This window comes from Alkalibacterium sp. (assembly GCF_046484155.1).
Classification (GTDB): Bacteria; Bacillota; Bacilli; order Lactobacillales; family Carnobacteriaceae_A; genus Alkalibacterium.
This window is the reverse complement of the sequence record NZ_JAWOBT010000133.1, coordinates 14251-29722: the sequence shown is the minus strand read 5'-3', so window position 1 is coordinate 29722 and position 15472 is coordinate 14251. Positions and strand designations below refer to the sequence as shown.

Here is a 15472-nt window from a genome sequence, read left to right as displayed (position 1 = left end):
TCTTAATTAAAAAAGTGACCTCATTTAAATGAGGTCACTTTTTTAAGGTCTAATATCTTCCATTCCAATCATCGGATTGACTGAATCACTGTCTATATGAGAAGGCGTCAACACATATTTTGTTTTTGTAACATTATTACTAGTCGCTTTTTTGGGAACTTTTCTTTTTAATGTTACAGCCTCTTTTTCCTTTTCACTATTGATCCGCATGGATAATGAAGTTAATCGCTCAGTTGTGTTCTCTGAAATACTTTTTACAAAAGCAGATTCTTCTCCACATAAAAGTAACGTCTGACTTGCACGCGTTATAGCTGTATAAACAATATCTTTTTTCAACATTCTTCCATATCCGTATACTATAGGCAGAATCACCATTGGATACTCGCTTCCCTGTGATTTATGAATAGAACAGCAATACGAAAGAGTAATTTTATTCCACTCATTTCTGAGATAATTCACTTCATTGCCATCAAAATCTATGACTAGTTCTTCCACGTTATTTTCAGATTCTTTGGATGAAATGATTCCCTTTATGATGCCCATATCTCCGTTAAACACATTTCTTTCAGGTTCATTAATGAGTTGTAATACTTTATCACCAATTCGGTAAGATTTATCCTTGAATTCAACTTCTTTGGTTTTTTCATCTTTGGGATTAAACAAGTTTTGAAGATTTTTATTTAGATTGTCTATACCGGCGTGCCCTTTATATATAGGAGCAAGCACCTGAATATCCTGGGCTGTATAGCCTTTTTCAATTGCTTTAGTAACCAGTAAAGAGACTACTTCAACAACACGGTTTGTGACGCACGGGAAAAAATTGCGGTCCTTTTTTTTACCAGTAAAATCTGATGGAATTTGACCTTTCTTTATTTCGTGAGCCAATGAAACAATGGAGGATCCGTCATCCTGACGGTAAATCTCAGTCAATTCTTTTTTTTCAATCATTTCGCTTGAAATTAAATCTCTCAAAACCTGACCGGGACCTACAGAAGGTAACTGATCTTTATCCCCCACCATAATGACTTTCATATCATTAGGAACTGATTTTAATAGCTGATAGGCCAACCAGGTATCCACCATAGACATCTCATCGATGATCAATAGGGATCCTTTCAACATGCGATCGGTCTCTTGCATCGGATCTTCCTCGGAACCCGTTAATCCAAGTAATCGATGAATGGTGCTCGACGGTAGGCCCGTTGTTTCTTTCATCCGTTTAGCCGCGCGTCCGGTTGGCGCAGCTAAGATAACGGGATAAGGGTCATTCGGGTAATCAGCTGGATCGAGACTCAAATCATGTAAATCAGCAAAAACCGACACAATAACTTCCAACACTGTCGTTTTACCAGTACCAGGTCCTCCTGTTAATAAGAAAACTGAAGAGGTCAATGCTCTTCTTATCGCTTCTTTTTGAGATGAACCAAATATTATCCCTCGACGTTTTTCAAACTGCTTGATTTTTTTGTCGATATCTTTTTCTTTTATTGTTTCTTTATCTGAGCTCGTCATCAATCTTTCTAATGCCCCTGCAATACCCCATTCGGAAGCATATAAAGAGGGTAGATAAAAGCGATTTTCTTCTTGAATGATGTTCTGCAAATCAACTAATTCTATAATAATCTCAGCTACTAAATCCGGATTAATAATAAACGAACGGCTACTTTCCAGTATTTTCAAACTCTGATGCAATAGAAAATCCGCTTCAACATATGTGTCTCCAGATTTCATGGTTTGTTCTTCAAGTGTGTATAAAATACCTGCCTTGATTCGTTCCGGAGCATCTCCTTCAACACCAATTTCTTCAGCTACCGAATCTGCACGTTTAAAACCGATACCTTCAATCTCTACAATTAATTTATACGGATTAGATTGGATTACTGATAAGGTTTCACCTTCAAATCGCTGGTATATTTTATAAGCGAGCTGGTTTGAAATGCCATAATTATTTAAAGCTATAATGATTTTCTGCATGCCCTGTTCTTTATCTAATACAGATAGCAGCATCATTTTTTTCGATTGATTTAATCCGGGAACATCGTCCAAAACACTTTCGTCTGCTAATATTTTATCCAGACTTTCAAGACCTAGTGTTTCAACTATTTTTTCGGCTGATTTTTTACCGATCCCCCTGAAACGTGGGCTAGAAAGGTAAGTAACGATTGCTTCTTCAGTAGACGGTTTTTCTTTTATATATTTCGTCGATAGAAACTGCAGCCCATATTTAGGATGATCTGTCCATTTACCAAAGAATTTATAAGGATCGCCTTCTTGGATTTGTCCAAAATTCCCCGTGACTATTGTCTGTGTTTCTTTAACCTTTGTATTGGTGGAATCAATTTTAACTAATATAACTTTATAGTAGTTAGATGGATTAGAAAAATAAATCGCTACTATTTCACCGATGATGTATTCTTCTGAACTCTCTTCATTTGAAAAATCAAGTTGTTGCACACCAAGTCCTCCTTCCTTGACTAGTTTATCTAATACATGACTATTTATCTAGATTTTTTTCAGAAAATTCATTATTTTCTCTAAAGACTGTTGGCGATACATTTTTAAAAGCTTTAAAGTTTCGGTTAAATGTCCGCAATGTTTTATATCCACATTTTTGAGCCACTTCACTAACGGCTTCTTCGCTATTGAGTAATAAATATGCAGCTTGAGTTAACCGGTATCTGTTTAAGTACGTGGTAAATGTCAAATTTGTATAATGATAGAATAATTTTGATAAATAAGCATAGTCGTACTGGATAGATTTCGAAACATCTCTTAATGTACAATCATCTTGGTAGTGGTTATCTATATAGACGAGAATGTTTTGGATGATTTTTCGTTTAGATGTTACTTTAATCGATTCAAAAGAAGTTGTTTGAATTAATCTATCACAATAATTATAAAGCAAACCTTTTTGAGCATAAACAGTTGGGAATTCATCTTTTAGAGGGATATCATCCACCATAAATTTATTATTGATCGGCACAGAACTTTTATAAGCAGAAAAAAAATGTCCAATCAATTCAGGTGAAAAAATGAATGCTTTACACACTGAATGGTCAAGGGTCGAGAATTCATGTAATTGATTAGGGAAAATAAATACTGCTTCATTTGCTCTCAAGGTATACTCTCTTTCTTCAATTTTCACTACCATTTCGCCCTTTTCCACTACCATTATTTCATAGGCTCGATGGAAATGAAGAGGGAAATTCAAATCTGTTAAAGAGGAATATCTAAATAATTCTTCGCCTTCCATACCAAACTGCTCAAATAAATACATATAACATCCCTCCCTAAAAACACTAATATTGTCTGTTAGTATACTACAAATAGACCGTAATGAACAAGATTACATTATTTTAATTTTGTTGAAACCTATTTGCAAGTAAACTACGGATACCTTTTACAGTTAAAGACTGTCTTTAACAAAAGAGAATTCCTCTAAGACAAGTCTTGACCGTGATTTATTAGACTATCGAAAAGATAGCTGGGCCAAAGTTGACTCTTCGGATTCTTTATCAGGTGACAAGAAAAAAGAGTTGCTCATTATCTGAACAACTCTTTTTTTGGTGATATTTTATATATATTGTAATAATTTTGAGTCTTTATAGGCTCTGTCTATTGTTCCTCCACCCAGGCATTCATCACCATCATATAAAACAATCGCTTGTCCAGGTGTGATCGCGCGTGCCGGTTCGTCAAATTCCACTACTGCTGTATTATCTTCTTTGTTCAAGTGCACGGTTACACCGACATCTCTTTGTCTGTACCTGAACTTAGCTGTACATTTAAACGTCTCTGGGAATTCCTTATCTATTGTAAACGTAAATTCACTTGCTTCCAAATGCGTCGCATATAATTGAGGATGTGTAAATCCCTGACCTACAATTAGTTCATTATTTTCGATGTTTTTCCCAATCACAAACCAAGGTTCATTTGATTGGCCCGTTCCCCCAATACCTAAACCTTTTCTTTGTCCAATTGTGTAATACATCAATCCATCATGCTGACCCATTATTTCACCATCTTCTGTCACCATGTTACCAGGTTGTGCTGGTAAATAGTTCATCAGGAAATCTTTAAAATCTTTTTCCCCGATAAAACAGATTCCTGTTGAATCTTTTTTCTTAGCTGTTGCCAAGCCTGCTTCTTCAGCAATTTTTCTTACTTCACTCTTATCCATCTCACCTATGGGAAACATGACTTTGGATAACTGTTCTTGAGATAATTGATTGAGAAAATAAGTTTGATCCTTATTAGAGTCTAATCCCCGTAACATGTGAGTTGTTCCATCTTCGTCTCTTCTCACACGCGCGTAGTGTCCTGTGGCTACATATTCTGCACCCAGGCTCATTGCATAGTCTAAAAAGGCTTTGAATTTGATTTCTTTATTACACATCACGTCAGGATTTGGTGTGCGTCCTTTTTTATATTCATCTAGAAAATATTGAAAGACTTTATCCCAATATTCTTTTTCAAAATTTATTGAATAGTAGGGTATACCTATTTTATTGGCTACAAGTGCCACGTCTTTATAATCCTCTGTAGCTGTACACACACCGTTTTCGTCTGTGTCATCCCAGTTCTTCATAAAAACGCCAATGACATCATACCCTTGTTGTTTTAATAGTAAGGCCGTAACTGATGAATCTACTCCACCACTCATACCTACGACTACTCTTGTGCTTGTATTTGACATTTTATCACCATCATTTCTGTAAAGATTCTGTACTTGCACGAATTGAAGGTTCGTATATTTCCAGTCTGTTATATTATACTGTCTGAAACTAATAAATCAAGGGAATCAATAGATAATTTCAAAAAAGGTAGTGGAACAAAAAGCATTCAGACTCGTAGTCCATACCACATATCCCATCTGCAGCAGCTACGGCTATGACAAACCGAACAGCGAATCTGCTTTGTGGAACATGTTTATGAAACTCATTCGAAATCGCTAAAGAGGCTCGGACTTTTGTCCCAGCCTCTCCCAGCTTTGCTCATTTACCGACTATCTTTAAAATACTTTTCAAACTTTCTTAAGAACCTTTGCGTTAACCAACGAATCTAGTATACCTTCAATAAATTTTCTTTCTTCTTCTAATTGATCAGATTTGTATAAATCAATCTTTTTCAATCCATTTGAGGTGACTGCAGATAATTTAAGTTCATCAATATCTTTAGAGATGATTATTTTCAGCTTAGCTACTTTTTTATCTTGACTGTTTAATGATAGCACTCTTTCATAATGAAAAGATCCATTTTTATTTTCTAGAAACCCATTGTCTCTAAGCGTATAGCGCTTTGCGTCTTCATGAATTTCATAATAATCACTGCTTCCTAATAAATGATCTTTTTTATATGTTGCCATTGTTCCTCGTCCTCTCTCATATATATTTTCTTATCTATTTTTCTTCAGGAACGTACAGGCAGATTTTATTTTATCTACAGTTTTTCTGATCATTTCTTCCGTTACATCTTGACCAAAACTTACCCGTATAGTTTCTTCGACTGCTGGATGTTTCTCATCATATAATGCAATTAACACATGACTTGGCTCAATATTACCCGCCGAGCAGGCCGAACCTATTGACACGGCGATTTTTGCTAAATCCAAATGAATGAGTAGTTTTTCTGCGGAAACACCTTTTATATGAACGCTGAGTATGTGAGGTAAACTATCCACAATTGACCCGTTCACTTTAAAATCGATCCCCGCAGCCTTTAATTCTTCTAAAAATAATGCTTTAAGATGACCGTATGAATCTCTTAATTTTTCTTTGTTCTCACTTCTTAGCTCTACGGCTTTTTTAAATCCGACAATGGCTGGGATATTTTCCGTACCGGCTCTTTTATTATTTTCCTGTTCTCCACCCATGATTAAACGAGGGATCACGATAGCTTGATTTATATATATAAAACCGATTCCCTTGGGTCCGTTGATTTTATGAGCTGAAACAGAGAGCAAGTCAATATTATCTCGTTTCACATCTATATCTTCGGTCCCGTATGCCTGGACAGCGTCCGTGTGAAAGATGATTTTAGTGTCTGATTCTCTTAAATAATTTCCGATGGCGTTTATCGGCATCAGGCTTCCTATTTCATTATTACCATACATAATAGAAATAAGGATCGTGTCTTCACGTATAGCTTCTTTGACTTGTTCAAGCGTTACTTCGCCATGTTCGTTGACCGGTAGGAACGTAACGTCAAACCCTTCACTTTCCAAGTGTTCCATGGGTTCCAATACAGCAGGGTGCTCAACTGCTGTCGTGATGATATGTTTGCCATGATTTTTAAATTTTTCAGCTGTTTTGATTATGGCCATATTATCACTTTCGGTTCCTCCACTCGTCATAATGATTTCGTGGGGTCTCGCTTGGATACTTCTAGCGAAAGTTCGTCGAGCTTCTTCAAGTATGCCTTTGCTTTCTCGACCAATTTGATGGATGCTCGAAGCATTTCCGTAATGGTTTTTCATTGCATCTGTCATTTCATCAATAACTTTTGGATGCATAGGTGTGGTTGCTGCATGATCTAAATATATAGTCTCAGTCATAAAAAAGGTCCTTTCTAAACTATGAAAGTTCAATATCGGGATATAACATTTCCAATACTTTCTTTGATAGACGTCTTCCCTTACCTTTTTGCACAAAAGCATGCATATTCATTGCAGGATTAAAATTAGCTTCAATAACTGTGTATCCCTGATTTTCCTTAGTACTTGCCAAAGTGATATCGGGTATAATCAAATCTAAACCTGTAACTTTCACATTCAATGCTTTAGCTATTTCTTCGGCGATCCGCTTATAACTTTCATGAATATCATCGGTGACATCAATGGAATCGCCTCCCGTGGAGATATTTGAATTTTCGCGGAGATACACTTTCTTATTGTTTTCTATAATGCTGTCAAACGTATAATCTTGTTCGTTAAGCATCAATGCTTCTATTTCACCAGTCTTGATTTTCTCAAGAGGTGCGCGATGGTTCTCGCCTCGATAAGGATGTTTGTTCTTTAATGCAATCAATTCTCTAATGGTATGTTTACCGTCACCTGTTATATTAGCAGGTTCACGAAGTAAGACTGCTTCAACTTTTTCGTCAAGAACAAAAAAGCGATATTCGGTTCCTTCGATATACTCTTCTACTAAGATGCCGTCATCCTCTTTGAATGCAATAGTCAGAGCATCTTCGTAGGCTCTTTTTGAAGGCAATTGTTTGAAAATAGATATCCCGATTCCATAGTTCGTAGATTTAGGTTTGACCACAATTGATTGTTTGGCTGCCAATTCATAATGGTTTTTTGCTTCTGTAAATGAAGAAAACTCTTCACCAGCGGGCACTGAGAAATCATTTTCTCTCAACACTTTTTTAGTCACTGTTTTATTAGCCATGATCCAGTGAGAAATATACGTATCTTTCGATGTCATATTGCCATTTCTCACATACTCTTTTTTGCCATTGTAATTGAAAGCTAAAAACTGGTCGTTCGCATCTAATACTGTCGTTTTTATCCCCATTTGCAAAGCATCATACAACAGTAATTGTGAACTCATCTCCATCGTTTCGAAACCATTTAAAAGAAACGGTTTTTCAAGTGAATTCTGTTTGTAGTCCAGTCCTATTTCGATACCTAAATCGATAAAAGATGACTTTTCTTTTAGTCTCGTCACTATTTTAGCAGCTAACGTTTCTTCCGGATGATGGAGTATATGTATCGCTTCATCAATGGCATCAGCGTATTCATCGGGCAAATTCAATTCACTACAAGTTTTTTTCATCATAATTAAAAGCGAAAGACCCTCTTCATGATAACGTGATGTTTCGAAAGGCTTCTCAAGAGAAGTCTGTGCATTCATTTCAATACCTAGTTTAATGTCTTCATCTGAATTATCCTCGTCCATCCATACCATCGTTAATAAATAAATATGAACGAAAAGAGATTGTTCATACGAGAAACCTAAAGGATCAAAAGGATTTACGTCGAACGATCTGAACTCGACATACCGTGCTCCGTTATTGATCAATTGACACACGTATTTACCTTTCCCTCTAAGCCTGGACGAACCATAATATTCTCTTTCTTCGTATAATGTATTATTTTTTACCAATCGTTCAATGTCATCGATATATCTACCTATAGACTCGTAAGAAACATTGTCTGTAAAGGTATTATGATAGCCATATGTGCTGTTTCTAATGCTTCTAACCATTCCGATCGATTCACTGTCTAGTAAAGATGGGTGACTCACCGGTGACGCACCAAATAAATAAGTCAATATCCACTGATATCTTAGATAATTCCGAGACATTTTAAGATATAGGTCGTTGCACCATTCATCCAATTCACTATATTCCTGGAGATGTTCACTCAGTTTTTCTAAAAGTACTGGGTCAAACGAGAAATTGAAATGTACACCGCTTATCATTTGTTTTTTCTTTCCATATTTCTCGGCTAGATTTTCACGGTATTTAATTTCGCTTGAATCCTCCACTTTAATAAGCGGGATGTCTTCTTCTTTGGGCAAAACATTAGGCATACTGAACGGCCAGACAAACTCATCTTCTGGTAGTGTACGATTAACTACATCGTGTAACGCCTTTAACCATTGATACTGCTGCTCTAGCGTGTCTTGAGGCGGAGTCACTAATTCAAGTTGGGATTCGCTGAAATCTGTTTGAATATAAGGATGATGGTTACGATTACCAAAAAGAGAGGGATGATCAGTTAAAGCTAAATACCCTTCTTTATCCACTCTGAGCCCCTCTTTTTCAATACCAAACGATCCTTTTATAAAATATGGTTCAAGTTTATTTTCTTGTATGATTTGTTTTAAATTCATTCTATACTTCCTCATTTATAAATTCCTATTAATATCAAATTCTATCTTATCACAAAGTTAGCAGTGAACCTAGAAAAATGGACACAAGATTATAGCAAACAGTTGTTCATGTTTATTTTATTGTATCCAAAAGAATGATATAATTAAAAAGAATAATAATATGATCATAATTTTCCAAAGGAGAATCGAATTGAACAAACCATTAGCCTACCGCATGCGTCCAAAAACGATTGAAAATATTGTCGGACAATCCCATCTAGTGGGAGAAGGCAAAATCATACGGAGAATGGTGAAGGCCAAACAGCTCTCTTCGATGATTTTATACGGTCCTCCCGGTATAGGAAAAACCAGTATAGCCAGTGCCATAGCTGGATCCACGCAATATGCTTTTCGTATGTTGAACGCCGCAACGGACAAGAAAAAAGATTTGGAAATTGTTGTAGAAGAAGCAAAAATGAGCGGTACTGTCGTCCTGCTGCTTGATGAGGTACATCGTTTAGATAAGCCCAAACAGGACTTTTTACTCCCCCATCTCGAGAATGGACGAATTGTATTGATAGGGGCAACCACGGAGAATCCTTACATTTCCATTCATCCCGCCATTAGAAGTCGGGCACAAATATTTGAGTTGAAACCCTTAAATGAGTCTCAAATTTCATCCGCATTAAATAGAGCTTTATTAGATGAAGAAAACGGTTTAGCACAATACCCTATTAATATTGATGAAAAAGTTTTGAATTATTTTGCTCGTTCAACGCAAGGCGATTTGAGGAGCGCTCTGAACGCCTTAGAATTAGCTGCTAAATCAACAGAACCCGATAAAGATGGAATCATCGTTATATCTTCAGACGTTGCCGAAGAATGTTTACAAAGAAAGTCTTTAAGCCACGATAAGGATGGAGATGGCCATTATAATGCTATTTCTGCCTTCCAAAAGTCAATCCGAGGCAGTGATGTCCACGCCGCTCTTCATTACTTGGCTCGCCTGATAGAAGCTGGAGAACTAAAGGTAATCATTAGACGGCTCATAGTGACGGCCTATGAAGATATCGGCCTAGCTAATCCGGCAGGAGTTGCCCGTGTCGTGACGGCCGTAGAAGCAGCAGAAAAGATAGGGTTCCCAGAAGCTCGTATACCTCTTTCTAATGCAGTTATTGAAATGTGCTTATCTCCTAAGTCTAATAGTGCTATAGTGGCAATAGACGCAGCTTTAAGCGACGTCAGAAACGGGCTGGCGGGAGATGTTCCAAGCCATTTAAAAGATGCACACTATCTAGGTGCAGAAAAACTAGGCAGTGGAATCGGGTACAAGTACCCTCACGACTATGAAAATCATTGGATAAAACAGCAATATTTACCAGATATCATCAAAAACAAACAGTATTATAATCCAATTATGACATCCAAATTTGAGAATGCTTTAAGCAATCAACTAGCAAAATTCAAGAACAAATAATTGTTCTCTAATGAGCACTCCTCATTGACTAAATAGCCACTCTGTGCTAATATAAAGATAAGAATTCTGAGGTGTACGCGATGCCTACAACAGTGTTGACCGAACATTTTATTAAAACATTGGGATTCTAAAGGAGAAATTGCTGACATGCCTTATCATTTGGAAGTCAAATATTTTTCTGGTGAAGCCCACCTGCTTATAGCGGGTTCAACCTAATATGGCGTTCAACCGGCACCATCGGATTTCTTATACTTAGTTTAAAACAGAGCCAAGACATATGTCTTGGCTCTGTTTTCCTTTTATTAGGTAATTATTCTAAACTTTAGTATAATATAAGTAAGAATAAAAGAAGGGTTGTGCGTAACATGTTACAAGAGTATAAAACGATTTTAATAGCTATCGATGGTTCTGCTCAAGCAGAGAAAGCTTTCAAAAAAGCAGTTGAAGTAGCCAAAAGAAATGATGCTGTTCTTGTTCTCACACATGTCATTGACACTAGAGCCTATCAATCATTCAGTACGTTTGATGGTTCGATCGCTGATAACGCTCGTGAAGAAGCTAAAGGTACACTTAATGATTATAAAGCGTATGCCAAGAAAGAAGGACTGTCACAAGTCAGGACTGTCTTAGAATATGGATCACCAAAAGTAATGATTGCAAAACAAATACCAGAAGCTGAAAATGTTGATTTAATCATGCTTGGTGCCACTGGTTTAAATGCAGTTGAACGTATATTCGTTGGTTCTGTTTCTGAATACGTTATACGTCAAGCTAAATGCGACGTCTTAATCGTTCGTACTGATTTGGATAATAAATATATTGAAGAGTAAAATAAAAAGGCTTGTCTTCTCCGTTAATTCGGAAAAGACAAGCCTTTTTTTCAGTAATTAATTACTGAATTTTTGTACATCACGAGCAATCATAACTTCTTCATCTGTAGGGATCAGTAACACTTTAACTTTTGAATCATCTGTTGAAATGATTCTTTGTTTGCCTCTGACATTATTTTTTTCCTCATCGATATGAACATCAAGGAAAGAAATACCGTTGATAACATTCTCACGTGTTTCTACGCCATTTTCACCGATACCTGCTGTAAAGACGATAGCATCAACGCCATTCATGGTTGCTGCATATGAACCGATGTACTTTTTAACTCTATCTTCGAATATGCGTAAAGCTAATTCTGCTCGTTCATTTGTATCTTCTACATCTTCTAAATCTCTCATATCACTTGAAATACCAGAAATCCCTTTTAATCCAGATTCATTATTTAAAATATAGATCATATCGTTAATGGACTCAATACCTTCTTTTTCCATTAAAAATGGAAGCAATGAAGCATCGATATCCCCTGATCTAGTCCCCATAGTTAAACCTGCTAATGGAGTGAATCCCATTGAAGTATCTACAGATTTACCACCATCTACGGCTGTAATGGAAGCGCCATTACCTAAATGGCACGTAATGATTTTTAAATCTTCAATTGGTTTTTCTAACATCTCCGCCGCTTTTTGAGCAACATATTTGTGACTTGTTCCATGTGCGCCATATTTACGAGCATTATGTTTTTCATAATATTCTAAAGGAATACTATATAAATAGTTTACTTTAGGCATTGTTTGATGGAAAGACGTGTCAAATACTGCGACACTTGTAATGTCTGGCAAGATTTTTCTGAACACTTTGATTCCTGTTGCATTTGCCGGATTGTGCAACGGTGCAAATTCAGATAAGCTTTCAATTTGTTCAATGACTTCATCAGTTACTACTGCTGAATCTTTAAAAATTTCTCCACCGGCAACAACACGATGTCCTACACCTTTGATTTCGTTGAAGTCTCCAATAATATTTAATTCTATTAATTGTTTCAATAACATTTCGACAGCAATTTCATGATCAGCGATATCGACAATTTGCTTGTACTTTTCACCATCATTATATTTAATTGAAAAAATAGAATCGTTTAAACCAATGCGTTCAACAATCCCAGATGCTAACTCTTCTTCTTCTGGCATTTTAAATAATTTCCATTTCAAACTTGAACTTCCAGCGTTAATTGCAATCGTTTTTGACATATCAGTCGCTCCCTTTTTTCATTTATATTTGTTGCTCTTTTTTCCATTTTTTTATATCTAGAATAAATTCCTTGAATGCATTCTGATCGTTGAGACTAGGTACAGTTGATACCAAAACTTCAGAAACTTGTTTACTTTTATCACCCTTTTTCTGCACGATAAATAGGGATTTTCTTGATTGGGTTGAACTGAACCATTCATGTGGCATATGGATAATGGCTTGGACATGGCCCACAGAATGAACATACTGCAGTAAACTTTTCACCTCTTCTGATTCAAACACATTTGTTGGCAACAAATAAAAAGCATACCCATTCTCTTTCAAATAATTAAGCCCTTGTTCAATAAGTAAATAGTGACTATAAGAATACCCTTCTTCAAATCCAGTTTGAAATGCATCACTCTCTACATCCTTAGGATAATAGCCTATTGGAAGATCTGAGACCATTAAGTCTACTGGATCCAATAAAAGAGGTTGCAAGGCATCTTGATGCATTAAATGAATCGGAATATTTAATAATGCGGAAATAGTAGATGCTAATGATATAAGTAAATCATCATTATCCACACCGGTCAATCTGATTTTTGGATTGCTTGAAAACAGCGTCGTAAAAAGAGTATATAATAAATTCCCACTTCCGACTGATAAATCTGCCAGATGCAGCGCCTCATCTTTTTCATAAAATAATTCTATGAAATAAGACAGTATAACACCAATACCATCAGGAGTCGGTTGATGATTAACTTGTAATCGCTCTTCTTTCACTGTATTAATTAACATCATCTGTATGGCTTTTTTCTTTTCTTCCAGTGTCAAATCATCAATGGATAAAGAATCATACATTTTTTTCAACTTTTTTCTAGTTTCTGGTCTAGGCAGGTTATTCTCAATATGAATTTTTCCATTATCAATGATGTTTTCACCTGTTTCAATAAAAGCTTCTATAAAGGTAGAATCTAAGTCATTTTTGATAAGTTTTGTCGATTCTAATAAAACAGTATAAAAATCTTCTACTTTAGTGGTATCCAATACAACAATCCTTTCATTTAAAGCTATATCTCAATTTTTTATATAGTATGAAAGTGAAACACGCATACTTCTATCATCTTAACTTATTCACTAAGCATGTTCAAGATTTAAGATTTTAATGTAAAGTTTTAATCCTGCATCATGACAGCGTTTCAGATTTTTAGATAGAAAAAAAAGGAATCAAAATCTAAAAAGATTTATGATTCCAGTTAATATCTAGATTAGTTAGCTACAGGATAAACAGAAACTTGCTTATTGTTTTTCCCTTTACGTTCAAAGCGAACAATACCATCGATTTTAGCAAATAAAGTATCGTCTCCGCCTCGACCTACGTTTTCACCTGGATAGATTTTAGTTCCTCTTTGACGGAATAAAATAGATCCTCCAGAGACAACTTGTCCATCAGCGCGTTTAGCTCCTAAACGTTTTGATTGTGAGTCACGGCCGTTAGTTGTTGAACCGCCACCTTTTTTATGAGCGAACAATTGTAAATTCATTTTCAACATATTCAATGCACCTCCATTATTTCCCATCAAGGGAATTAATTCTAAGATACTCATTATATTCTTCTTCTGTACTTTTTAAAGACAAATAAAGACTTTTCATGAGTATTTGACCAGTTTCCATTTGTTTTTGAGTTAAATCAGTAGGTAAAGTAAATTTTAAATATCCACCAGAATCATTTGCAGAAATCACATCAACAGGTATTTCAGCAATTTCTGATAGACTATTTACTGTACCAATACTTAAAGCTGAAACAGCAGCACAAACAATATCATTACCGTATGGGCCAGCTTCAGCATGTCCAGACATTTCTACGGACATTATTTTAGAACCTTCACGGCGAAATTGAATGTCTATCATTTCAGTCTCACTTTCTCAAATATTAGTTAGATTTAATTGATGTGATAGAAACTTTTGTATAAGGTTGGCGATGGCCTTTTTTTGTATGAGAATCTTTACGACGACGGTATTTAAACGTTGTCACTTTTTTCATACGACCTTGTTTTTCAATCGTACCTTCTACAGAAGCACCTTTGATGAAGGGACTACCTACGACACTATTGTCTCCTCCAACAAACAAAACTTCGTCGAAAATTACAGAATCGCCAGCTTCTCCGTCTAATTTTTCTACGAAGATTTCTTGACCTTCTTCTACTTTTAACTGTTTTCCACCTGTTTTGATAATTGCGTACATGTTTGTTGCACCTCCTTTAATTAATGAATAAAATGTTTAGTTTTATTCTTAAGCACTTAGACTCGCCGTTGTAAGTAGCAGAAGTCTGCTTTTAAACTTATATACGAGCGGTTGTAGTTGTGGTGCTACACATTTACAACATTGTTATCTTACCAAATTAAACATTTAGAGTCAATCAATAGTTTTACAGCGAGAAATTTGCTGTTCGGTCATCAACAGGTTTATCTTAAAAATCTGGCAGAAGAAATGGTCCGATCGCTAAATTTTTCAGCAAAACCTAAATCATGTGTAATCATAATAACTCCAACATCATTTTTGATTATCGACATCAACAATTCTCCAAAACGATTAGCCGTATCTTGATCCAGTGCAGAAGTAGGTTCATCCAAACATAAAATTTGTGGTTCCAACATTAAAGCACGAGCAATGGCCACACGCTGCTGTTGCCCCCCAGACAATGCTTTTGGATAAACATTCTGTTTATCCGAAAGAGATAATTTAACTAATAACTCTCCAGCTTTCTTATCTGCATCTTCTTTGCTTAATTCCTTATTGAGTATCGGGCTAAGCGTACAATTTTCTTTGACAGTTAAATTAGGAAAAAGCTGAAAATCTTGGAAAACTAGTCCGATTTTTTTATTGGCATTTTTGTAGGCTTCTTGAGTAGAAAACAAAGTTACGCCATCTAATCTAATTTGTCCTTCATCTGGTATATCTAACTGATTCAACAGACGAATAAAGGTTGTTTTCCCTGAGCCAGATTCTCCTACGACAGAGACGATTTCTCTTTTGTTCACCGTGAGAGAAAAGTCTTTTATAAGATCGATACCATTCATTTTTTTACTCAAATTATTGATTTCAAGCATCAGT

14 protein-coding genes, 1 other RNA gene and 1 other annotated feature are annotated in these 15472 nt (G+C 35.9%); of the genes, 3 read left to right on the top strand and 12 right to left on the bottom strand.

From position 1 onward, the window contains the following. Positions 1-42 precede the first annotated feature (42 nt). The 6 genes from R6U02_RS09470 to gshAB form a co-directional block, all read right to left on the bottom strand. Positions 43-2454 carry an ATP-dependent RecD-like DNA helicase gene (locus tag R6U02_RS09470; protein WP_410263368.1) on the bottom strand — a complete coding sequence of 804 codons (2412 nt, stop codon included), beginning with the start codon at positions 2452-2454 and terminating at the stop codon, positions 43-45. Between the two features lie 40 nt (positions 2455-2494). Beyond that, positions 2495-3277, bottom strand: coding sequence for a helix-turn-helix domain-containing protein (locus R6U02_RS09465; protein WP_410263367.1), 783 nt, complete (start codon positions 3275-3277; stop codon positions 2495-2497). 297 nt (positions 3278-3574) lie between these two features. Continuing rightward, on the bottom strand, positions 3575-4696 hold the full coding sequence (gene mnmA, locus R6U02_RS09460) for a tRNA 2-thiouridine(34) synthase MnmA (RefSeq protein WP_410263366.1): 1122 nt from the start codon (positions 4694-4696) through the stop codon (positions 3575-3577). Between the two features lie 327 nt (positions 4697-5023). Next, positions 5024-5365 (bottom strand): hypothetical protein, encoded by a 342-nt coding sequence (locus R6U02_RS09455; RefSeq protein WP_410263365.1) that lies wholly within the window; start codon positions 5363-5365, stop codon positions 5024-5026. A gap of 30 nt (positions 5366-5395) precedes the next feature. After that, positions 5396-6553 carry a cysteine desulfurase family protein gene (locus R6U02_RS09450; RefSeq protein WP_410263364.1) on the bottom strand — a complete coding sequence of 386 codons (1158 nt, stop codon included), beginning with the start codon at positions 6551-6553 and terminating at the stop codon, positions 5396-5398. A gap of 19 nt (positions 6554-6572) precedes the next feature. Next, the gene (gene gshAB, locus R6U02_RS09445; RefSeq protein ID WP_410263363.1) at positions 6573-8840 is read right to left on the bottom strand and encodes a bifunctional glutamate--cysteine ligase GshA/glutathione synthetase GshB; all 2268 of its coding nucleotides are present in this window, start codon (positions 8838-8840) and stop codon (positions 6573-6575) included. 190 nt (positions 8841-9030) lie between these two features. Here gshAB and R6U02_RS09440 point away from each other — a divergent pair, with 190 nt between their 5' ends. The 3 genes from R6U02_RS09440 to R6U02_RS09430 all read left to right on the top strand — a co-directional run bounded on the left by R6U02_RS09440 (position 9031) and on the right by R6U02_RS09430 (position 11126). Then, the gene (locus R6U02_RS09440) at positions 9031-10296 is read left to right on the top strand and encodes a replication-associated recombination protein A (RefSeq protein ID WP_410263362.1); all 1266 of its coding nucleotides are present in this window, start codon (positions 9031-9033) and stop codon (positions 10294-10296) included. A 60-nt stretch (positions 10297-10356) separates the two neighbouring features. Continuing rightward, a non-coding RNA gene (ssrS, locus tag R6U02_RS09435) (6S RNA) lies at positions 10357-10544 on the top strand. Between the two features lie 117 nt (positions 10545-10661). Next, the gene (locus R6U02_RS09430) at positions 10662-11126 is read left to right on the top strand and encodes a universal stress protein (RefSeq protein ID WP_410263361.1); all 465 of its coding nucleotides are present in this window, start codon (positions 10662-10664) and stop codon (positions 11124-11126) included. Between the two features lie 57 nt (positions 11127-11183). Here R6U02_RS09430 and R6U02_RS09425 read toward each other — a convergent pair whose 3' ends face one another. The 6 genes from R6U02_RS09425 to R6U02_RS09400 all read right to left on the bottom strand — a co-directional run bounded on the left by R6U02_RS09425 (position 11184) and on the right by R6U02_RS09400 (position 15468). Further along, positions 11184-12374 carry an acetate/propionate family kinase gene (locus R6U02_RS09425; RefSeq protein ID WP_410263360.1) on the bottom strand — a complete coding sequence of 397 codons (1191 nt, stop codon included), beginning with the start codon at positions 12372-12374 and terminating at the stop codon, positions 11184-11186. 22 nt (positions 12375-12396) lie between these two features. Continuing rightward, positions 12397-13404 carry a class I SAM-dependent methyltransferase gene (locus R6U02_RS09420; RefSeq protein WP_410263359.1) on the bottom strand — a complete coding sequence of 336 codons (1008 nt, stop codon included), beginning with the start codon at positions 13402-13404 and terminating at the stop codon, positions 12397-12399. A gap of 221 nt (positions 13405-13625) precedes the next feature. Next, positions 13626-13910, bottom strand: coding sequence for a 50S ribosomal protein L27 (gene rpmA, locus R6U02_RS09415; protein WP_410263358.1), 285 nt, complete (start codon positions 13908-13910; stop codon positions 13626-13628). Positions 13911-13926: 16 nt separating this feature from the next. Beyond that, positions 13927-14268, bottom strand: a complete 342-nt coding sequence (locus R6U02_RS09410; RefSeq protein WP_410263357.1) for a ribosomal-processing cysteine protease Prp — start codon at positions 14266-14268, stop codon at positions 13927-13929. A 22-nt stretch (positions 14269-14290) separates the two neighbouring features. Next, the gene (rplU, locus tag R6U02_RS09405; protein ID WP_410263356.1) at positions 14291-14602 is read right to left on the bottom strand and encodes a 50S ribosomal protein L21; all 312 of its coding nucleotides are present in this window, start codon (positions 14600-14602) and stop codon (positions 14291-14293) included. Between the two features lie 48 nt (positions 14603-14650). Further along, positions 14651-14725 (bottom strand) — a sequence feature (ribosomal protein L21 leader region). 98 nt (positions 14726-14823) lie between these two features. After that, positions 14824-15468 (bottom strand): amino acid ABC transporter ATP-binding protein, encoded by a 645-nt coding sequence (locus R6U02_RS09400; RefSeq protein WP_410263355.1) that lies wholly within the window; start codon positions 15466-15468, stop codon positions 14824-14826. Positions 15469-15472: the final 4 nt, after the last annotated feature.